Raw genomic sequence first — 20,922 nt, 5'->3', positions numbered from 1 at the left:
ACCAAATTCTTTATATAAAAACCATGATAAAGTCAGCAACATTGGATGTTACACAGATTGAACCAAGACTTAAACATCCGACAATTTTCGATCATTTTGATCGCCTGGACCAAGGGGAAGGTTTTGTGATTTTAAACGACCATGACCCCAAACCGCTATATTATCAGTTACTCGGTGAGCGGGGCAATATATTTACATGGGAGTATCTGGAGGATGGTCCGGAGTGGTGGCGTGTTCGAATCTTTAAGCTGGGAACCGTTTCAACAGGGGCGCCAACTGTAGGTGAGGTTGCAGCGAAGGATATCAAAAAAGCGGAGGTACTTAAAAAACTAGGTATTGATTTCTGCTGTGGCGGAAAGAAAACGCTGCGGGAAGCCGCGCAATCGATCGGGATGGCGGAACAACAATTAGTAGAAGCCTTGGAAAATGCACCTTGTGCTAGTTCTGCTTCGGCACAACATAATTTCAATGATTGGGATTTAGGTTTTCTGGCTGATTATATCGTCAATGTACATCACCGTTATATTCGAGAACAGGGACCAATTATAGAGCAATTGGCAGATAAAGTATCCGCAAGGCATGGTGCAGAGCACACGGAATTGTTTGATCTCGCTGAAGGCGTGCATGACTTTATGGGCGGATTGTATCAGCATATTGAACAAGAGGAAAAGAACTTATTTCCTGTTATAAAAAGCTTGGCTGTTGGTGTTCGTCCTCAAACGGAGGAGCTACAGGCCATTATTCGTTATATGGAAAGTGAGCATGAGCATGCTGGCGAGGAACTGCGTGAGTTTCGGCTTTTGACAAAGGATTACGAACTCCCTGAGAACGCCTGCAATTCATATACCTACTTATATACAAAGATTCAGGAATTTGAAAGCGATCTTTTTCAGCATATACACCTGGAAAATAATGTACTCTTTCCTAAAGTCACGGCATTATAGTAACAAACGAAATGATGTTAAAGATAAACCAGCAAACCCGGATATCCACCATCATCAAAGAAAATAAGGCGAGCATAGCGGCTATAGCCGCTATCGCTGTCCCATTTCAAAAGCTTAAAAATCCAATTTTAAGACACCTAATTGCACCCCGTGTGACTGTAGCTGATGCGGCATCGATTGGAGGGTGTACTATAGAAGATTTTAGGCTCGCACTGGAACCGTTGGGTTTTGTGTTTGAGAAAGTGTGTGCCGGTGAGAATATGGTCGGTAGCCTTGTTGAAGGAGTGTACTCTGATGTGGTGCCAAAGCAAAGAGGAGAGAAAGAACCGGAGTGGTTTTCTAGTCTTCGGGACAGCACTGTCGATCGCTTTGATGTGCGGCAGCATATAGCGAGGGGAGACGATCCATTAAAAAGTATTTTGCAGCGCTATCGTGCATTACCGAACGAACATGCGTTATGTATTATTAATACGTTTATTCCTTACCCTTTGTTGCTTGTGCTGGAGCGTCAGGGAGCGTCAAATTATGTGCAATCCAAAGCCGTTGATTTACATTATACGTGGTTTTTTAAAGCTGCAATTCCCGATATGCTGGGACATAGTTCCACTAATAGTCAAATCTGTATGCTCGGTCGTGAAAGCTTTGAACTACTTCTTGCGGAGTATTTGAGCGAACAAATTCTTGTTGTAGATGTTCGCGCATTGCCAATGCCAGAACCTATGGAGCGCCTATTGGAACATCTGTTGATCTTGAAGGAGGGACAGGTCTTGCATGTTTATCATAAGCGTATGCCATTGCATCTTTTGGAAGAGTTGGAACATAGTGGATTCGCTGTTCGAATTTGTGAGTACAATACGGACGATATCCGGCTGATTATTTATCATGATTCCCGTTAAACGAGCTGATATGGCCGATTTATTTATACATAGAGCTCCAAAGACAAGCGCTGTACTTCCGTTTTACGTGACGGCGGCATTATTCTTTTTTGGATGGAGTATCCTATTATTTTTGTCTGCCTCCGAGCTGACTGGTCACCATTTCAATCCACATATTTTAGCTATTGTACATGCTGTTGTATTAGGATGGGGAACTATGATTATTTTTGGAGCAGCCTATCAGTTAATTCCAGTACTATGTGAGCAGGATCTCTTTAGCTATCGTTTGGCTTTTGTGTCTTTTTTATTCCTTACAGCTGGGAGTCTGATCATTGTTTGGTGCTTTTGGAACTTCTGGACTGGCAATCTATTGATTACGGGGGGGAGCTTGGTGGTAATCGCTGGTTGTTGTTACCTGTATAATGTTTGTGTCACGATAATTCGATCCGCCAATAGTACACGGTATCAGTATTTTATCATTAGCTCGGCTATTTGGTTTGTACTTACCGCAACCGCAGGATTATTGCTGGCGATTAATCTAACTTATAATTTTATTCCGCGTAACCACATGGATATGCTTAAGTTGCATGCACATGCAGGTATACTGGGCTGGTTTATGCAATTGATTTGTGGCGTCGGAGCAAAGCTGATTCCTATGTTTGTTCTGGGCAAAGTCAAAAATGATCGATTGCTTCATTTCTCACTCGCTTTCCAGAACTTAGGACTTGTCCTATTTATGGTGCATGGGTATTTTCGACAGATTGATGCAGGGACATGGGGCTATGTATTATTGGTTCTTATAGGCATTGGGCTATGGTTTGTATATATTGGACAAGCTATTCGGACACGCATCAGGAAGAAGATCGATTTGTTAATGAAGCAAGCGATCTATTCGCTGTACATCCCGGTTTTTGCATTGATATCCCTAGGCTTGACTTACCTTCTTAGTGATACGAAATGGGTCACGCTGTATGGCACCTTTGTTTTTCTGGGGTGGATCACGGGGTTAGTGATTGGTAAAACGTTTAAGACACTGCCTTTTATTGTCTGGAACAACCGTTATAAAGATGTGCACGGAGATGCGCGTATACCTTTACCTAAAAATCTATACAAGGAGCATCTTATTCGGTTGCAAACCTACTTTTTTGTATTCGCTTTACTGCTACTCTGCATAGCCATCGTGGTTAATCGAGAGGGGCTATTACAATTTGCAAGTGCTATTTGGGTGATCTTGGCTGCCCTTTACTGTTATAATGTTGGAACCGTTGTATTTCATCAATCAAAAGTGAAACCATGAAAATAGAACTAAACAAAGCGTACGCTAAAGAACAAATGAAGGCTCAGTTGGCCTTAATGCAGGTCATAGATCCGGAACTAGGTGTAAATATTATTGACCTGGGCTTGGTGTATAATGTGGACTGCTCCAGATCCACCATCTTTGTTGTGACGATGACGTTTTCCACGCCACATTGTCCTTTAGGTGATGCCATCCAGCGCGGCGTCCACCATGCCATGTCGCATGCCTTTCCAGATTGTCTGATACAAATTGATATCGTTTGGGAGCCAGAATGGAACTTCGATATGATTACCGAGGCAGGTAAAGAGGCCCTCGGTATTCATTAGGCATTCTTATATTCCTTTGTAGTCAACTACTTTCCGATAAAAGTTGAGTCGCTTAGTGTTTTAATGAAAGCGATTATATCGTCTTTTTCTTGTTCTGAAAGGGGAATTCTATTCCCATTATCTTTTAAAATTGGATCCAGGTTATCAGCCGCTAAGACCCCTTTGTCAAAATAATCCAATACAGCCCGTAAGGTCGGAAATTGCCCAAAACTACCGTAAGGTGCGGTAAATTCTGCATTTCTGAGTGATGGGACCCGAAAGCGCATAAAGTCTTCCGCTTTACCCGTGATCCGTGCACGACCTGCTTCTTCCGTGCTGGGGTTTATGGGGAAGCCTACATTTCTGAAGCTTTGATCCGTAAAGAGGGATGTGCTGTGGCAAGTAGAGCATTTTGCGTTAAATACCGTGTAGCCACGTCTTTCGCTTTCGGTAAACGTAGCCGTTCGATGCTGTATAACGCGGTCGTATTTGCTGTTGGCAGAGATTAAGGTGTACTCATATTGCGCGAGACTCCGATAGATTCGATCGGGTGTTATTTGCATATCACCAAATGCTTTCTGGAAGAGGAATCTATAGGATTCGTCAGCATCTAGTTTAGTCATTACCTCTAGGATAGATGAATTCATTTCCTCGTGGGTAATTATGGGGACTAGAGGTTGGCTTTCTAAAGTGAGCTTGTTACCATCCCAGTTATAAGATTTTATAAAAGCCAGATTTTGGATTGGCGGCGTATTTCGTAGCCCAACACGATCGTAAATCCCAATAGCTTGCTTGTTATTATCTGCAAATGCATGTGCTTGATGGTGACAACTCGCACATGAGATGGTATTGTTACCACTGAATTTCTTTTCATGGAACAATTTCTCGCCTAGCGCTACGCCATATTTTGTAGGTCTATTATCATTTATGGCACTATTTAACGCCGGAAAACCAGGGGGAATATCAAGTTGGATTTCGGGATTTTCGTACGGGATAAGATTTTCATTTTCCTGCGTGCTACAGGAGGTCAGCAGCACAATGAATGCTAGGGTGATCGTTAATTTTAACATGAGATACACGGTTTCGTTTTAACCCTTACCTCAAATTAAGTTCGAGGTAAGGGGGAGGCATTCTTAATTTTCTACACTTCTTGCCGAAAACATTCCAGAAAGATCACTGGAGCCATTGCCACCAAGATTGTCCACAAATAAGACCATATTTGCAGCGGTATGTACACTAGGTATTGCATTTCCTGTCCCTAATTTTATGGTATTAGTTTTACCACTGAGTAACTTATCGAAATCGACCTCTATTACAACACGTGGCGACTGTTTGCCTACTATGGCAACAGCAGGAAGGCTCAATGCAATTTCGCGGTATGCATCGACTCCTTGTTTATACGTGTCCGGTTTATCGATCGTACCTTCAAGGGTGCTTCCAGTATGAATAGAAAGTTTATTGTGCTCAGGACCATAAAACCCCTCTATCTTGGTGAAGCGATATCCCGTTCCCCATTCCCAATGCATCTTGGTATCGTTAGCTCCGGCCTCGGCATAGAAGTTCGGAAATCGAACCTGATCTAGAGTATTTAGTTCCGCTTTCACCCCTAGTCCAAATTTTATCTGCTTGTATTCACCTACAGGTATATTCGTTAGTACGTAATCCAATGTTTGTGGCTTCGCCTGATTGATGACACGCGCGCCATGGTCTAGATCGTTGATATGATACGGTACTTCGCCACCTGCAGCTTTCACTAAACGGATATTACTGATTACATACTTCAATTCCGAAAAGTGATGTATTTGTCCTTCTGCAGAAGTATTTTGGGTTGCTGTTGCGGACGATGCGTCGCCGAGAACGATTGTCGTATTTTTAAATGTATTATTGAAATGTAAGGTTACATTGTTAGCAACAGGGGTGTCGTTTTTACTACACGATAAGAGGCCTACTGAAACAAGGGATAGGAATAGAAAGTTTAATGTTGTTTTCATATTTCTTAAGTATGGTATTTAATTTTATCTATGTTGTTTTTAAAAAATGATTTTTAGGGACGTGAAGAAATTGCGTCCCATTCGCGGAATATTACCCCAATCTGCATACGTGCTATAATAGGTATTGAATACATTTTCTACCCCGACCTGTAAAACAGCTTTGTAGCTTTTGAAAGTCAACGCGTAATCTGTTGAGATATTCCATAATTTATATGCATCTGTGCGGTCTTCTCCATATTCAGGACTATAGTTTGTTTGCGCCAAGTCTCCATTTAATGCGGTTTGGACACTCCAGTCTTTATACATATAATGGAGCGAGGTTTGATACGTTAAAGGCCGGATAAAGGGTAAGTTGCCGTCGTTGTTATCAGTTGCCGTAGCATACGTAAGGCCTCCTTTCCAATGTAGATGTTGCAGGATGTCGTAGCTACCACTTAGTGTCATATTAAATATTCTGGCATAGTCTAACGCAGTATATCCTTTGACACCGACTGACTGGTAATTCATGGGGCTCCCCAAGCTCAGTATTTTACCGACGATATAATCTTGGATATGAAAATAATTCACCTGAGCCTGTATTCGCATTCTTTGCGTTTTAAAACTTGCGCTAGCATGGGTTTCGTAGGAGACCTCATTCTTGAGGTCTGGATTGCCAATGTAATCATACCTATCAAAGCTATTATATATGTAATAGCCATATCCTTCTGATACAGAGGGTGCACGGTGTCCATACCCTGCGCCCAAAGAAAAGTCGAATTGCGCGATATTGATGTCATAGCTAGCATGGATACCGGGTAATATCCTAGTTTTCTGCGAAGATGCATTTGGGTAAAAGATCCGATTGAATTCTCCATATTTAGCCTGGTTATAATGTATTCCGAGGCCCCCCCCCCAATGAATACGGCTTATTTCTGATAGATCCCAACTATTTTTTGTGGACAATCCGGAAAAGCGTGTCCTTACCCAGGGCCACGTATAGGCGAACATGGTTTTATTGGCACGATCTTGTGGATACATGGTCATCTCAGCAATAGATAGGTTGTCGTAGGCGTTCAGCTGAATTTCACCCCGATAGCTCGTGCTTCCTTTGAGGTTTACGTTGGAAAGTAACCCAAAGGTGGTACTCCATCCCGGCATATCCATATGTACTAAATTCTCTGGACGTTTTGTATCATCCATATAATGTTCCACCGCATTGTAATAAAGTTTGGTGTCCCAGGCACGAACAAATCCTTCTTCAAACAATTGTTTGTATGCCACGGAGGTAATAAGGGCGCGAGAAAGCCAGAGGTCCATCGGTAGCGCAGGAAACCCGACATCTTTCGCTTTATCAAAAATTGCATCCAATCGTACAGATGATAGGGCACCTGTTTTATATGCTATACCCAATGAAGCATTGAATTTATTGTATTGCGAATGTTTGACCTCGTTGTTATTTCCATCCGAATAGTTTCCTGCCTGACGGAAGGCTACACTGGCGTCGGCCACAAACTTTTCGCCTGAGTAAGAAAGATTACCCAGATTGAAGTATTGTTTGTTATTAAACTCGAAACCAGTTTGATATGCGCCATTCCATCTTTTTTCTAGACCAAAGGGTGTGCTTTTTCTTTTAAGATCGATACTTCCAGCAACCGTAGCACCATGCATGCTTCCCGCTTGTCCGGACGTAATATCAATGGTTGATAAATTATTGCTCTCAACATAAGAGGTGACGGGGTCCATTTTATCCGTGCAGGCACCAAACACGTGCATACCATCGATCGTCAATATAGAGCGTTCTGTACTCATATTGTTCAGCAAAGGCTCCCACGCATACGCCCCCCGTTTGATGAAGCTGATCTGATCAGAAGAAGCTAAAAATTCATCGACAGAAACAGCCATTTTCATTTCAGTTTCGATCTTTTTCTTTGCTTGAGCCGTAATCTTTACCTCTTGGATCCGTCTGCTACTATCTTGCTTAACGGATGTTTCCTGCGCATTAATCTGTATACTATACAGTAAAATCGTACAAATAGCACTTATATTTCTCATAATTCTTAGAACAATACATCTAGGTATAAATCACTCTTCTTGCCTGCCACGCCGGGGGTAAAATCGGTCGGTACTTCGGTACCTTTCAAAATTTTTCCGTGCTGGTTTTGAAGTATGAAGTTTAATGTCCAGTTACCGGTCATGGTGTAGTTGACGACACCATAGTATAGGCCATCTTTACCTTGAACCAAATCTTTGTTATTTGGGGAAGAGTGATTACCCATGGATGGCTCTGGCATACGCGGATCTAAACGAAGGGTGTAATCTGCGACAGGATTGTAGTTATACTGCGCCGGATCTGGAAATTCTCCTGATGTCGGACTCACGGACGGGCTATATTTGTATATTCCTGCAACGAGTGGGTTTTCACCAACCTTTGGCCTTTGTGGTGCTATTAAGGCAATGTAATATTGCACCTCATCTTTACCTATAAAAGTGGTCATACTACGATTCCTATTTGATTGTTTTTCGACGGTAATTCTCTTTTTGGATGTATGAAGTTGACCATCTACGGTAAACGAAAGGTATAAGTCCCAACTTCCAGTCGCATCAGTTTCTTCGGTAAATACACTGTATCCGATGAAATAATTTCCCTGTGCCTGATATGTCATGTCGTATTGATGGGGACAAGAGCTGGTTTTGGTGCTTGCTTCTGTTCGGATGGGTAAAAATGTAAAGGATGAAACAGGTTGTACGACTGTCCCTTTTTTAACCGTTAAACGAATTTCATTGTACCCTTTATAGAACATACCATGGAGCGATTCAATATGGATGGTATAAGCCCCGTTATTAATGACTGTAGCCTCTTTAAAGGTTTCATTTTCAATAATATCGTTATCTTTTTCTACCTCGTAGTCTGTTTTTTCTTTTGTACAAGACTGCGCAACTAAACCGAATAGCGCGAGGAATAAAATCAAGTTTTTCATCTTTAAGCGATAGTTTACGGACGTAGCGAAACAGTAGTGCCTGCATGCAGCTTTAGTTTCAGTCCGCCTAAAGAGGTGTTTTATAGTACATGTGCTTTCCGTTCGGTATAAGACGCTATCCGTAGAAGTCGTCTCTTGTGATCGCCCAAATCCATCGTACGCTTTATCATTACGACGAGGAATGCTGCGTCAATCTTACAAGCAGCACCAATACTGCAATCCGATAAACACGAACATACTTTTAATACACTCCTTTTCCAGTAAAAAATGTGTTGAAATAATTTGATTAATGGCGCTTAAAAATGTCTATTTATTATTCCAAGGGAACAAGGATGAGACTGGTTATTTTAAACGACGTATAATCTTTAGCGCCTAAGCGCTACAGCTGAAAACTAGCTGAGAGGAGGATGGAATACCGTGTTGTTGTACGCAAAAGAATAATTGACTACATACGAAGAGTAAGGTGCGTCCAATACTGTCATATCCAGTGATGGGGTGAAAAGTATATAGGCCGCATGAACATATAGCGCACTATATTCGTACACCATAAGGTTTTTCTCCGTTTCCTTCTTTTCCTTTTCTTTAATCTTCTTCATCAGCACACACTGGCCGTTACAATGTAACTGCGGACGATCTTTATTGATACACTTCGCCAGATAGTCTGGTAAATGCAACTGATATTCAACAGTCATGATGCTGCGGTAAAACGACTGCAGTGTCAAGGTGACTAATAGAATATATGTAAAAAATCGTTTCAAAACAGGGTTTCTTTCTGCGTAAAAAAGTTCGGTTCGGCAAAGATACATAAGAATACATCATTTTCATTTGTGCAGTTGTATTTTTTTCTCTTTGACTAGAGCAAAGGTAATGGCTAAAATCATTTCCGTTTATGTTTACAGTCATAAAATCCAGCAAAGTTCCTAATTAGCTTTGTCTAAACCCACAGATAAACATCTTCTTATCAACTCGTGCTATGAAAAAAACTGTTATTAAGCGAGACGGACGATTTGAGCCGTTGCAACTGTACAAAATTAAGGATGCTATAGCGAAGGGATTTCAAAGTGCGTCACATCCGATAGATGATCGCGTATTTGATTCCGTCATTGCCTGTTTAGATTCGGCTGATACGTGGTCGGTTGAAGATATCCAAAATTTAATTGAACGCAGCTTTTATCAATATGGATATTTTGAAAGCATGAAATCATTTATGTTGTATCGACATACGAGAAAGATGCAACGGGAACATGTGGAAGGACTGGGGGAAGGTACGACCTATGTGGACAGCACACAGACGGTTGAGGAATACATTCATCAAATCGATTGGCGGATACATGCGAATGCAAATACTTCATTTTCAAATGCAGGCTTAGTCAATAATACCGCAGGCAAGATTATCGCAAACTATTGGTTAGATAAGGTGTACAGTCAAGAAGAAGGATATGCTCACCGGAATGCAGATATACATATCCACGACTTGGATTGCTTGACTGGGTATTGTGCAGGATGGAGTTTGCGGGTACTATTAGATGAAGGCTTCAACGGGGTTCGAGGGCGCGTAGAAAGCCGCCCACCAGCACATTTTAGGGAGGCCCTGGGACAGATGGCAAATTTCCTGGGTATACTTCAAAGTGAGTGGGCAGGCGCACAAGCTTTCAGCTCATTTGATACCTATTTGGCTCCTTACGTATTCAAAGATCAGTTACCGTATAAGGAAGTATTGAAAGCCATACGTAGCTTTGTTTATAATTTGAATGTACCGGCACGCTGGGGACAGTCGCCATTTACCAATATTACACTTGATTGGAATGTTCCGGAAGATTTACGCAATCAAATACCTACCCGAGGCGGTGCGCATCTGTTTGCACAGTACAAAACGGGGCAAGTTATGGAAGAGGCACAGAAGCGTGGTGTAGAAAAGCTGGAAGATTTATGTTATCGTCATTTTCAAAAAGAAATGGATATGATAAATAAGGCCTATTATACGGTGATGACTGAAGGGGATGCACAAGGACAACCTTTTACTTTCCCTATCCCAACAGTTAATATTACGGAGGATTTTGATTGGTACAGCGAGAATGCAAAACTACTATTTGAAAACACGGCAAAGATAGGCTCCTCTTATTTCCAGAATTTTATAGGCAGTCAATACATACAAGATGATCAAGGGAATAAGATCGAGAATCCAGACGCTTATAAGCCTAATGCGGTACGCAGTATGTGCTGTCGGTTGCAATTGGACTTGCGTGAACTGCTTAAGCGCGGTAATGGTCTTTTTGGAAGTGCCGAGATGACGGGTAGTATTGGCGTCGTGACCATCAATATGGCACGTTTGGGGTATGTTTATCGCGGGAAGGAAACTGAACTTTATCAACGGCTTGACCATTGGTTGTATATTGCAAAATCAACCTTGGAAAAGAAGCGTGTCTTTATACAAGAACGATATGATAGTGGGTTGTTTCCTTACACGAAACGTTATTTGCCACATTTTCGAAATCATTTTTCGACTATCGGGGTTAATGGAATGAATGAGATGATCCGTAATTATACCTTCGATAACGAAGATATTTCTACGGAATGGGGCATATCGTTTGCGGAAGAAGTCTTAAACCACATTCGAGGGCGACTACGTGAATTTCAAGAGGAAACAGGGAATTTGTATAACCTGGAAGCAACACCTGCTGAAGGAACAACGTATCGATTCGCCAAAGAAGATAGGAAGCGCTACAGCGATATCCGACAAGCCGGAAGTGGAAAAAATATTTATTACACCAATAGTTCTCAACTTCCGGTTGATTATACTGACGATCCTTTTGAGGCTTTACTGCTTCAGGACAGATTGCAGTGTAAATATACTGGAGGAACGGTATTGCACCTTTATATGAGTGAGCGGATTAGAACACCGGAAGCTTGCTTATCGTTCGTTAGGACTGTGATATCGAATTTCAAATTGCCCTATATTACGGTGACACCTGTTTTCAGTATTTGTCCTGTGCATGGCTACCTCAGTGGGGAGCATGAATATTGCCCGCATTGTGACGACTTCCTAGTTTCTGCTCATCCAAAAATTGATATAATATGATAATCTGTACTGAAGATCGCGAACTGATATTGAAGCAATATCAGCAGCAACGAAGCAAATGTTTAGTGTATACGCGTGTTATGGGCTACCACCGACCGGTGGAAAGCTTTAACATTGGTAAGAAAGGGGAGCATCAGCAACGGACCCATTTTAACTATGGCTATACTAAAACCAATTTATAGTATAACCCCATTCACCATGCTGGATTATCCGGGACATACAGCCTGCATTATTTGGTTTGCAGGCTGTAATATGCGTTGTGGATATTGTCATAATCCGGATATCGTGCTAGGGAAGGGGAAAATATCGGTGGAGGAGACGGTTTCTTTTTTCATGTCTAGACGTGCACTGCTAGAAGGAGTGGTTTTCAGTGGTGGTGAGTGTACCTTACATCCTTTCTTGTTGAACTTGGCCCAAGCCGCACGATCACTAGGCTATCGTATTAAGATTGATACCAATGGTAGCCGTCCTGATAGGCTCAAGAAATTGTTGGATCTGGAACTGGTAGATTATATTGCATTGGATTTTAAGGCTACGCGAGACAAATACCAAGAGATTACACACGCGAATACTTGGTCTGCATTTGTGGAAAGTCTTAACCTTATTCGACATGCTGATGTCGCTTTTGAGGTGCGAACGACCTGGCATCAAGATTTATTATCTCCCAACGATTTAGTAACTATGGTTCACTTTTTGGAAACAAATGGGTATCGGGGAAACTATTATATTCAGCACTTTGTCAACGGAGTACCTACCTTGGGGCGATTAAACGAAAGTTGGGGACGTTTAAAAGCCGATAATCTTTCGACGTCTCACATTCAAGTGGTACTTCGGTAAACACAAGATAAAATACGTTGATTTTAGCGCTATTTGTTTCCTTGGAACCAAATAGCGCTAAATTTAAGTCTTAATTCATTTGCAAGGAGTTCGGCCCAAATTCTTCAAAGTGGATGCGCGTAGCATCGATCCCTTCTGTCACCAGGTAAGTGTAGTGTTTTTGAATAAAAGGTGTTGGTCCGCAGATATAGTAGTCCGTATCGGGTGCTATAATGTCATGCTTTATTGTTGCTAGATCCACCCAACCTCTCCTGATTGTTTCATGCTGTTGCGATACTTCATCATAAAATAGAAACTGTTTTATATTTTGTTGCAGAGAAATCTCTTTCAACCGATCTCTAAAAGCATGAACCTGCTCATTCCGGCAACCATGTACCCATGTCAGGTCTGCAATATATGGCGTATCCTTTTTAATCAGTGCCTCCATCATGGATAGTAGAGGCGTTTGTCCAATTCCGCCACTAATAAATACTTTTGGGGTCTGACTTTGATCCAAGACAAATACACCGGATGGCGCAGTCAGTTCGACCTTATCGCCTTCCGTAACGTGATCATGAAGTCGATTACTAATCAGTCCGTCAGGATGCTGTGTTCCGGCTTCCTTTTTTACGGAAATACGATAGAATAAACCATTAGGGGCTGAGGAAATACTGTACTGTCTGGGTTGTAATATATTAAGCTCGGGTAAAAAAAGACGTAAACTAATATACTGTCCGGGCTTAAAGTCAGCAACGGGGCCACCATCGCTTGGGTAGAGATAGAATGATGTTATTTCGGTCGATTCAGCTACTTTTTTCTGGACAATGAAAGGGCGCCAACCGGTCCAGCCACCTTCTTTTTGCGTCTGTTGTTCGTAAAGCTTCTTTTCGTGTCCGGACATTAAGGCTGCGAGATTATTGTATGCTAAAGTCCATGCTTCGAGGAGTGCCGGAGTAGCTGCTTCCCCCAATACTTCTTGAATAGAGGCGATAAGGTGTTTAGCAACAATGGCATAGTGTTCCGGACGAATGTCTAAGCTTGTGTGTTTATGACCAATATGGTTTACAACAGGTAGCAATACCTCAGGTGTTTCGATATGTTCGGCATATGCTAATACCGCGGTGGCTAAGGCCATTTGTTGCTTCTTGTTTTGTTGATTCCCCATATTGAACATATGTTTTAATTCAGGGTTGTGTTCAAACATTCTTTTGTAAAAGTGAGTGGTTAATAGAACGCCATGCTCACGTAATATCGGAACTGTTGTTTTAATAAGTTGTACTTGATCTGTTGTCATGGTAAATTATACTTTATGGAAATGTAAAATCTTATGTTGCTTTTTCTAAACGATTGTAAGAAGCCTTGATAATCCCTACCAAACCTATCCCAATAAGGGTAGAAGCAATAAGTAGGTATATATGTGCTTGTGGAAGTCCTGCCGTGAACAGGGCTAAGAAGCCTTGCAGTGCCAAAACCAATTCATTTAATAAAACGCCTATAATAAATAGCGTAAAAAACTGCTTTGCGCGTGGGCTGAGTTCGAAGTAACCATATAGGTAGGCGTAACTAATTAAAAAAATAGACACGATAACCAGCAGCACGAGATGTAAGTAGCCTATAATAACAGGTCGGAAGCCATACACATATGCGCTGAGTGCAGGTATTACAGAGAGGGTTTGCAGGAAGAATTTAAAGAACAACGCAAAAGGCGGTAAGGAAAAAATGAGTTTTAAATAGTTGTCCATACATGCAAATTTCTTTCTAGTAGTCGGTGCATATAGGTGGATCATCCAATATCTCCAAATCGCGAGTTGTCCTATGGCGAATATGACGATGGTTAAATATGCGAGTGTGCTCGGTTTTGTCCAGAGGATTGACAAGAAATACAAAGGAGCAGTCGCAATGGAAAGGATGTAAAATAGTTTGTCAGTTTCTCTTAGTAGAGCTTGCTGTTTATTCAATATATGTTGAACCAAACCCATTATAGCAAAGAAAAACCATCCATTGTATTGAAAATGTAAATAGAAGTATAGGGCCGACAAGTGTCCTTTGAGATTGGATTGTTGTGTCACCTTAAGGTAGGCGAGATAGAATGTCCCGAAGGAGGATAATACAAGAAAAACGAGGGATAGATAAAACCAACGCGCAATTTTTGGATCTAAGTTTTGTTGACGTATATCTCGCCACGTAAAAATTGCAAAGACGTAGGATACTAATATGTTACCCGTAGAGAGCGAGATGGAAAGGCTACCGTACCCTTGGTACAAAAAACTAAAAAGCATACCAAGAGAACATAGCAGGTTCGAAAACAAGATTCTGTTTTGATGTGGTGGTAGATTGTCTTTTTTTTGAAGTCGAAAAGTGACTAGGACAAGAAATAACATCAACATATGTGTTACCCATCCGGCAAAAGCAAAATGCGAATGAGCATGTTGTACATGTTTAAGGTCAAGGAAGGGAATCGTTAGAATAAACTTCAATCGCATCAGTATGCCTAGAACAGCAACGAGAAGTAGGTTTAACACGCCTATCCTTATCCATCCTTTAATACTAATCTGTTCTACAAATTTCATGTTGCTAACAAAAGTAATTGGGCTTACGGAAACATTTTATGACTGTACGCACAAAATGGGGTCTGTCCAGGGGTATGCGGTATATTGCTGGAACTTTTTGTAAATTAGGCCTAGTTTTTATATTAATAGCGTATGTTCAAAAAAACACAATTAGTAGCCGCAATGATGATATTCTCTACTTCAGTGGCTGTCAGTCAAATGAAGGTTCGTGATGAAGTCCCCGACAAGTATAAGTGGAATTTATCTGATTTATATGCATCGGATGATACATGGAAAGCAGAGAAGGATCGGATTCAGAAAAAAATACAAAAAACGGCGCAGTATAAAGGGAAGTTAACGCAGTCTGCGTCTACACTATTAGAAGCGCTGACTTTAAATAGCAAGCTTATTAAAGAGTTAGTGAGACTGTCATCTTATGCTTCTATGAAGTCAGATCAGGACACCCGGGTGACAAAATATGCAGGAATGAAGCAAGAAATGCAACAGCTTTTTTCTGAATTTGGTGCATTGACGTCTTTTATGGAACCTGAGTTACTGACGTTGAAAGAAGATCAACTAAACGCTTTCGTCACAAAGGAAAAGGGTTTGCAAACCTATAAATTTTACTTGACGGACTTACTTCGTAAACGTGCCCATAGAGGTAGTGAAGAGGTTGAGAAAGTATTGGCTTATTCTTCGTTAATGTCCGGTAATGCTGAAAACATCTTTAGCACATTTTTTAATGCTGAATTCCCACATGCCGAAGTAGAATTGGATGGTAAATTGGTAAAACTAAATTCCGCCAATTTTAATCTTTATAGAGGTAGCGAAAACAGGGATGTTCGAAAAACTGTTTTTGAAGCGTACTTTAAAAAGCTGAATGAATTTCAGCGGACATTTGGGGCGCAGCTGTATGGAAACATTAACGCAGGTTTGTTTTATACGAAAGCACAGAACTACAATAGTACGCTAGAAAGTGCGTTGGATGCGGGCAACGTTTCTACGGATGTGTACAACAATCTTGTAAAGAATGTGAATACAAATCTTGGAACGTTTCATCGGTATTTGAACCTACGTAAAAGGATGATGGGGGTAGATACACTTCATTATTACGATATGTATGCACCGCTAGTACAGCAAGTGGATCTATCTTACACGGTAGAAGAAGCTATTGATAATATCTTAAAGTCGTTAAAACCGTTAGGTGCAGATTATGTGTCAATCTCGAACAAAGCATTTAGCGAAAGATGGATTGATATGTATCCCAACGAAGGGAAACGATCTGGCGCTTACTCTAATGGATCGGCCTATGATGTACATCCGTATATCTTGATGAATTATAATGGTAAATATACAGATATGTCCACTTTAACACATGAATTGGGGCATACCATGCACAGTTATTTGACCAATAAGAAGCAAGAATTTGCGAATTCGGATTATTCGATTTTTGTGGCAGAAGTAGCGTCTACTTTTAATGAAGAGTTGCTGATCGATTATATTTTGAAGCAGATTAAAGACGACAAAACGAGACTCGCTATTCTAGGAAATTATCTGGAAGGAGCAAAGGGAACGCTATTCCGTCAGACGCAGTTTGCTGAGTTTGAAAAAATGATTCATGAGCGGGTAGGCAAGGGGGAAGCCCTTACCGGTGAGGACTTTGATAGTATGTATTTAGAACTCACTAAACGTTATTATGGGCATGATAAAAATATTTGTGTGGTGGATGATTACGTAAAATCTGAATGGTCTTATATTCCACATTTCTATTACAATTTTTATGTATACCAATATGCAACTTCCTTTACAGCTTCTACCGCATTATCTGAGAAAGTTTTAAAAGGTAACGATACAGATCGTAAAAGATACCTTGATTTTCTATCTGCAGGAAGCACGAAATATCCCGTAGAATTATTAGCCGATGCAGGCGTTGATATGAACACTGCAGAACCGTTTGATCTGACCATTACTAAGATTAACAAGGTAATAGCTGAAATGGAAGCTATCTTAACACGTTTAGGAAAATAAAACAACAAGTTATCGACTAATATCTAGTTCGGTAAGTACCAATAAAACGACGCTGTAGCTGTCGTTTCTGACCTCCATAATGAAATCATCATGGAGGTTTTTTTGTTTTTACTCCCTCAGTGTTTAACTTTAGTATTAAGGGAAACTTCGTGATAAGGAGCATTCCCCGTAGAGTGGGGCATGATTAAGGAAAAACAACTTTTGTAAAACATAATTACAGGTAATCAAGTTATCTATTTTAAATTTTTAATTATGGGAGAGACTAAAAAATATACGGCCAATAAAGACATTACGGTTTTATGGACTCCGTCAAAATGTATACACGCAAGAGTATGTGTTAAATCGCTACCACAGGTGTATAATCCACAAGAACGACCATGGATTGTTCCAGAAAATGCGACGGCTGAGGAATTAAAGAGACAGATTGATCGTTGTCCATCAGGCGCATTGGGTTATGAATTAAATGAAGGGTAGGGAAGCTGCTTGCCGATCAAATAAATTGGGTATTCTCCATTTTTTGCGTTTAATTTGCAAAGAAATGAATATTAGAATAGACCTCTTATGAAAAGTAGCGACCAAGGTATCGAGACGGCTGAACTGGTGAAGAGGGTCGCTTTGGGTGACGAACAGGCATATCGAATAATCTATGATAGGTATAAAACCAGCATTTACTCGACGATACTAAACCTCGGTGATGATGAGTTCTTAGCGGAAGAGGTGCTGCAAGAGTCTTTTATTCGGTTGTGGAACTATCGCGATAAATTGCATGATGTTGAAAAATTTGACGCTTGGATTTACCGAGTAGCAAAAAATGTTTTCCTGACCAAAATAAAAAGCCAATCTATACCAACCGAACCTCTTGATTTAATCTTACATGATATTTACCACGCTCCCATGAGTCACGATAGTACGGATTTTAAGGAGTTAGAGTCTGTCTTTGAGAAGGCGATTTCACATCTTTCACCGAAACAACGAATGACCTACCAGATGATTAAGTTGGAAGGTTTATCTAGAAAAGAAGTAGCACAAATATTAAATGTGTCGCCTGAAACAGTCAAATGGAATCTAGATGAGTCTGTCAAAAAAGTAAGGTCTTATATGTTACAGGCGCTCGATAAGCTCCCTTTGGTTACAGTTTTATATTTTTTGTCAAAGAAGTAGCAAATAGACGGTATGGTTTAAAGAAAGGGCCTTACGGTATTACTTACGATGCAAAAGTATTTTTAATGAATAAAGCGACTGCTAATAAAATCTATATCGGTAGGACGATGGGGGTGTTCGTTGGACAATTTAATGATAATGCCTTACACAAGCATTATGCCCTTCAAATCAGTGTGACAGCGTTCGGAGAGTTCCAAATTACAGACGAAAATAACCAGCACCTATTTTATTCTACTTGTTTTATTAGCAGTAATATAAAACACAGGTTTAGTAGTGATGAAACAACATTGATTATCTTAATTAACCCAATTAGCACGCTTGGACATCAGCTTGCTGCAAGGTACAGGGATAAGAAAATTGTAAATTTAGATCACGAACTGAAACCACTGGTAGATTTCTTGATAGCGTATCTAAACGATGGCAACAAGTTTGACATTTTGATCGATAACCTTACAACTTTTCTTACGAGATTCAAATGTGCGTGTGAAAACCATTTTGAGGACGATAGAATTTATAGTGCGATCACATACCTAGAAAATAATTTCGACCGTATAGTATCTCTTAAAGAAATTGCAGCTCAATCTTTTCTTTCTGAAACGAGATTTCTGCAGCTTTTCAAAGAAAAAACCAATTTGAACTTTAGACGATACCAACTTTGGAATAAATTAGTAAAATCATTACCAGCGTTAGAAGCTCATTCTATCACTGAAACGGCCCATCGATTTGGATTTACTGATAGCTCGCACTATAGTAGAACCTTTAAAGAAACCTTTGGGCTTTCTCCTAAGTTTTTACTCTCGCTTAAATAGCCGATTTATACAAGTTTGTTCAAACAAAGCTTTTCATCTTTGTGGTATAAAAAATGCTTTATGAAAAGATACCTTAAAGAGACCAAAATTCTAAACTATTCTCATCCATCGATTCAACAGTTGATTACGGATAAAAAATGGAATCAACTTGATTCTGTGTCAAGAGTAAAATCTATTTACAATTTTGTGCGCGATGAAATAAAGTTTGGTTATAATACGTCAGATGATATTTCTGCCTCCACGATATTAGCAGATGGATATGGACAATGTAATACAAAATCGACCTTGTTGATGGCTTTGTTGCGGGCCACAGCAATACCAAACCGTATCCATGGCTTTACGATTGACAAAGCACTACAAAAGGGTGCTATTACCGGAATCTGGTATAAGCTTTCACCGAGAAATATTTTGCATAGTTGGGTGGAAGTATTATTGGATGGTGAATGGTATTTTTTGGAGGGTGTTATTTTAGATAAGCCATATTTAACGAAGTTACAAGAGGTAAATAGCGACTGTAAAACAACGTTTTGTGGTTATGGTGTATATACAGATCGTTTTGAAAATCCGCCCATAGAGTGGGATCTCAATAATACTTTTATTCAAGACCAGGGAATCAATCAGGATTTTGGTTTATTTGACACGCCAGATGCGTTTTATGCCCAGCATAAGCAAAAACTAAATTGGGTCGAACAGTTTATTTTTCGAAATGTCGTTCGACATATTATGAATAAAAATGTAAGTAAAATAAGAAATAATAATTCCATTCCCCCCCAAAGTTCAGTGTACTGAAGTCTTTAAAGTATAGGGCTTGCCAAACAGCTTACGAACGTGATCCCTCTAACCATTTTTTATGAATATAAATTACCAGTACATCGATGAGTTGATCATAAAATGTTTACGTCAGGAGGCGTCTCCGGAAGAACGTAAAACATTATTGAATATATTAAAGTACAGCGAGGATCCTGTTTTAAATGAAAAGGTTGCTGCGGCGTTTTCTGCGTCGCAAGTGGAGACCACTCCATCGGATAAGGTGTGGCAACAAATCGTATTATCTACCAGTAAATCCTCGACTAGGTCTACTGTTACCCGCTTAGTGCCGCAGATACTAAAGTATGTGGCGGCAGTTGCTTTATTCTTGAGTTTACCTCTTTACTTGTACAAACAACAGCAAAGTACAAAACAGCATGAAGTTTTGGATAAGCAGGAAATAGTGGAGTTGAACTATGAAAAGGACACTAAAGTATTACCTAGTACGAGTACAGAAATACAACTTGAACTAGCTAGCGGGAAAATAATTGACCTAATGTCTAAAGATACGGCTCGTGTCGTTACTAACGATGGGAACGTTACAGTCGTGAAACAAGGTGATAAATTACAATATATTGCAGCGACTACAGTGTCGAAGAGTGATGATGTGGTTGTTTTTCACCGTGTTAAGGTTCCGTTTGGTAAGCGTTTAACCGTTGAGTTGGTGGACGGCTCTCAAATTGAATTGAATTCAGGATCGGAATTGAAGTATCCTGTTCGAGGAAATTCAAATAGGATGGATCTATATCTTAAAGGAGAAGGTTTCTTTGATGTCGCACATGTTCCAAGTCGATTGTTTAATGTGCATGTTGATGGTTTTGGACGTCGAAGAGATTATAATGTTCAAGTTTTAGGAACACAATTTAATATTAAATCGTTCCCCGAAGATATGTCGAGTAAGACTACTTTGTTTACGGGATCCATTCAACTTACCGGGCTCGGTAAAAATGCAGTACCACTAAAGCCGAACATGGAAGTCGATGTAGAGAAGGGGTATGAAATAGGTTCAGCTGATTTAGAATCGGCTATTGCATGGCGTAAAGGAGATTTTTTCTTTAAAAAAGCAAGTCTCTATGAAGTATGTATGGAACTTGGGCGCTGGTATGGTGTCGATTTTCAATACGATAAATCGCTTGAAAATATTCAGTTTTATTTTAACGTGTCAAGATCCAAACCCTTGGAAGATGTCTTGAAAATGCTAGCTGATAATGAAAGTATTGTAATTACCAAAAGGAAATCCGTGATAGAAATTACCCATAAATAACAAACCAAAATTCAATTATTAACCACTAACGCAAATGAAT

The 20,922-nt window shown here is 40.2% G+C and carries 20 protein-coding genes; 13 read left to right on the top strand and 7 right to left on the bottom strand.

Annotation, left to right across the window (positions count from 1 at the left end; genetic code table 11):
* Nucleotides 1-23 precede the first annotated feature (23 nt).
* Genes ric through B9Y69_RS04995 form a run of 4 tightly spaced genes read left to right on the top strand, consistent with a single transcriptional unit; the run spans nucleotide 24 to nucleotide 3,442 of the window.
* Entirely contained in the window at nucleotides 24-944 is a 921-nt protein-coding gene (ric, locus tag B9Y69_RS05010) for an iron-sulfur cluster repair di-iron protein (RefSeq protein WP_085471868.1), read from the top strand.
* An 11-nt stretch (nucleotides 945-955) separates the two neighbouring features.
* Entirely contained in the window at nucleotides 956-1,840 is an 885-nt protein-coding gene (locus tag B9Y69_RS05005) for a DUF2249 domain-containing protein (protein ID WP_085471867.1), read from the top strand.
* A gap of 10 nt (nucleotides 1,841-1,850) precedes the next feature.
* The gene (locus B9Y69_RS05000; protein WP_134432646.1) at nucleotides 1,851-3,116 is read left to right on the top strand and encodes a hypothetical protein; all 1,266 of its coding nucleotides are present in this window, start codon (nucleotides 1,851-1,853) and stop codon (nucleotides 3,114-3,116) included.
* A complete protein-coding gene (locus B9Y69_RS04995; RefSeq protein ID WP_085471865.1) occupies nucleotides 3,113-3,442 on the top strand; it encodes a metal-sulfur cluster assembly factor in 330 nt (109 codons plus the stop codon). Before B9Y69_RS05000 ends, B9Y69_RS04995 begins: the two co-directional genes overlap by 4 nt.
* A 26-nt stretch (nucleotides 3,443-3,468) precedes the next feature.
* Here the strand turns inward: B9Y69_RS04995 and B9Y69_RS04990 are convergent, their stop codons facing one another.
* The 5 genes from B9Y69_RS04990 to B9Y69_RS04970 all read right to left on the bottom strand — a co-directional run bounded on the left by B9Y69_RS04990 (nucleotide 3,469) and on the right by B9Y69_RS04970 (nucleotide 9,061).
* Nucleotides 3,469-4,491: a cytochrome-c peroxidase gene (locus B9Y69_RS04990; protein WP_085471864.1), complete on the bottom strand. Its 1,023-nt coding sequence runs from the start codon at nucleotides 4,489-4,491 to the stop codon at nucleotides 3,469-3,471.
* Between the two features lie 63 nt (nucleotides 4,492-4,554).
* Nucleotides 4,555-5,412: an MbnP family protein gene (locus B9Y69_RS04985; RefSeq protein WP_085471863.1), complete on the bottom strand. Its 858-nt coding sequence runs from the start codon at nucleotides 5,410-5,412 to the stop codon at nucleotides 4,555-4,557.
* Between the two features lie 39 nt (nucleotides 5,413-5,451).
* Nucleotides 5,452-7,443, bottom strand: a complete 1,992-nt coding sequence (locus tag B9Y69_RS04980) for a TonB-dependent receptor plug domain-containing protein (protein WP_085471862.1) — start codon at nucleotides 7,441-7,443, stop codon at nucleotides 5,452-5,454.
* Between the two features lie 5 nt (nucleotides 7,444-7,448).
* Nucleotides 7,449-8,369: a hypothetical protein gene (locus B9Y69_RS04975; RefSeq protein ID WP_085471861.1), complete on the bottom strand. Its 921-nt coding sequence runs from the start codon at nucleotides 8,367-8,369 to the stop codon at nucleotides 7,449-7,451.
* 392 nt (nucleotides 8,370-8,761) lie between these two features.
* Nucleotides 8,762-9,061: a hypothetical protein gene (locus B9Y69_RS04970; RefSeq protein ID WP_085471860.1), complete on the bottom strand. Its 300-nt coding sequence runs from the start codon at nucleotides 9,059-9,061 to the stop codon at nucleotides 8,762-8,764.
* A gap of 281 nt (nucleotides 9,062-9,342) precedes the next feature.
* On the opposite strand from B9Y69_RS04970, the gene B9Y69_RS04965 reads away from it, so the two are divergent.
* Genes B9Y69_RS04965 through B9Y69_RS04955 form a run of 3 tightly spaced genes read left to right on the top strand, consistent with a single transcriptional unit; the run spans nucleotide 9,343 to nucleotide 12,285 of the window.
* Nucleotides 9,343-11,448: a ribonucleoside triphosphate reductase gene (locus B9Y69_RS04965; RefSeq protein ID WP_085471859.1), complete on the top strand. Its 2,106-nt coding sequence runs from the start codon at nucleotides 9,343-9,345 to the stop codon at nucleotides 11,446-11,448.
* On the top strand, nucleotides 11,445-11,630 hold the full coding sequence (gene nrdD, locus B9Y69_RS19365; RefSeq protein ID WP_085471858.1) for an anaerobic ribonucleoside-triphosphate reductase: 186 nt from the start codon (nucleotides 11,445-11,447) through the stop codon (nucleotides 11,628-11,630). Before B9Y69_RS04965 ends, nrdD begins: the two co-directional genes overlap by 4 nt.
* Complete coding sequence (locus B9Y69_RS04955; protein ID WP_085471857.1) at nucleotides 11,605-12,285, top strand: anaerobic ribonucleoside-triphosphate reductase activating protein; 681 nt, start codon at nucleotides 11,605-11,607, stop codon at nucleotides 12,283-12,285. The genes nrdD and B9Y69_RS04955 overlap by 26 nt, the downstream gene beginning before the upstream one ends.
* Before the next feature lie 70 nt (nucleotides 12,286-12,355).
* On the opposite strand, the gene hmpA is transcribed toward B9Y69_RS04955, so the two are convergent.
* The gene (gene hmpA, locus B9Y69_RS04950; protein ID WP_085471856.1) at nucleotides 12,356-13,558 is read right to left on the bottom strand and encodes an NO-inducible flavohemoprotein; all 1,203 of its coding nucleotides are present in this window, start codon (nucleotides 13,556-13,558) and stop codon (nucleotides 12,356-12,358) included.
* Nucleotides 13,559-13,589: 31 nt separating this feature from the next.
* A complete protein-coding gene (locus B9Y69_RS04945; protein WP_085471855.1) occupies nucleotides 13,590-14,834 on the bottom strand; it encodes a hypothetical protein in 1,245 nt (414 codons plus the stop codon).
* A 132-nt stretch (nucleotides 14,835-14,966) separates the two neighbouring features.
* Here B9Y69_RS04945 and pepF point away from each other — a divergent pair, with 132 nt between their 5' ends.
* The 6 genes from pepF (at nucleotide 14,967) to B9Y69_RS04915 (ending at nucleotide 20,882) form a co-directional block, all read left to right on the top strand.
* On the top strand, nucleotides 14,967-16,841 hold the full coding sequence (pepF, locus tag B9Y69_RS04940) for an oligoendopeptidase F (RefSeq protein WP_085471854.1): 1,875 nt from the start codon (nucleotides 14,967-14,969) through the stop codon (nucleotides 16,839-16,841).
* 252 nt (nucleotides 16,842-17,093) lie between these two features.
* Nucleotides 17,094-17,315 carry a (4Fe-4S)-binding protein gene (locus B9Y69_RS04935; RefSeq protein WP_085471853.1) on the top strand — a complete coding sequence of 74 codons (222 nt, stop codon included), beginning with the start codon at nucleotides 17,094-17,096 and terminating at the stop codon, nucleotides 17,313-17,315.
* A gap of 87 nt (nucleotides 17,316-17,402) precedes the next feature.
* Nucleotides 17,403-18,002: an RNA polymerase sigma factor gene (locus B9Y69_RS04930; protein WP_085471852.1), complete on the top strand. Its 600-nt coding sequence runs from the start codon at nucleotides 17,403-17,405 to the stop codon at nucleotides 18,000-18,002.
* A gap of 65 nt (nucleotides 18,003-18,067) precedes the next feature.
* Nucleotides 18,068-18,811, top strand: coding sequence for a helix-turn-helix domain-containing protein (locus tag B9Y69_RS04925; protein WP_085471851.1), 744 nt, complete (start codon nucleotides 18,068-18,070; stop codon nucleotides 18,809-18,811).
* 60 nt (nucleotides 18,812-18,871) lie between these two features.
* Nucleotides 18,872-19,600, top strand: coding sequence for a transglutaminase-like domain-containing protein (locus B9Y69_RS04920; protein ID WP_085471850.1), 729 nt, complete (start codon nucleotides 18,872-18,874; stop codon nucleotides 19,598-19,600).
* 61 nt (nucleotides 19,601-19,661) lie between these two features.
* A complete protein-coding gene (locus B9Y69_RS04915) occupies nucleotides 19,662-20,882 on the top strand; it encodes a FecR family protein (protein ID WP_085471849.1) in 1,221 nt (406 codons plus the stop codon).
* The last annotated feature ends 40 nt before the right edge of the window (nucleotides 20,883-20,922 follow it).

This window comes from Sphingobacterium psychroaquaticum, assembly GCF_900177625.1.
GTDB lineage: Bacteria > Bacteroidota > Bacteroidia > Sphingobacteriales > Sphingobacteriaceae > Sphingobacterium > Sphingobacterium psychroaquaticum.
Note: the sequence above shows the minus strand (reverse complement) of the source record. Positions and strands in the feature narration are given on the sequence as shown.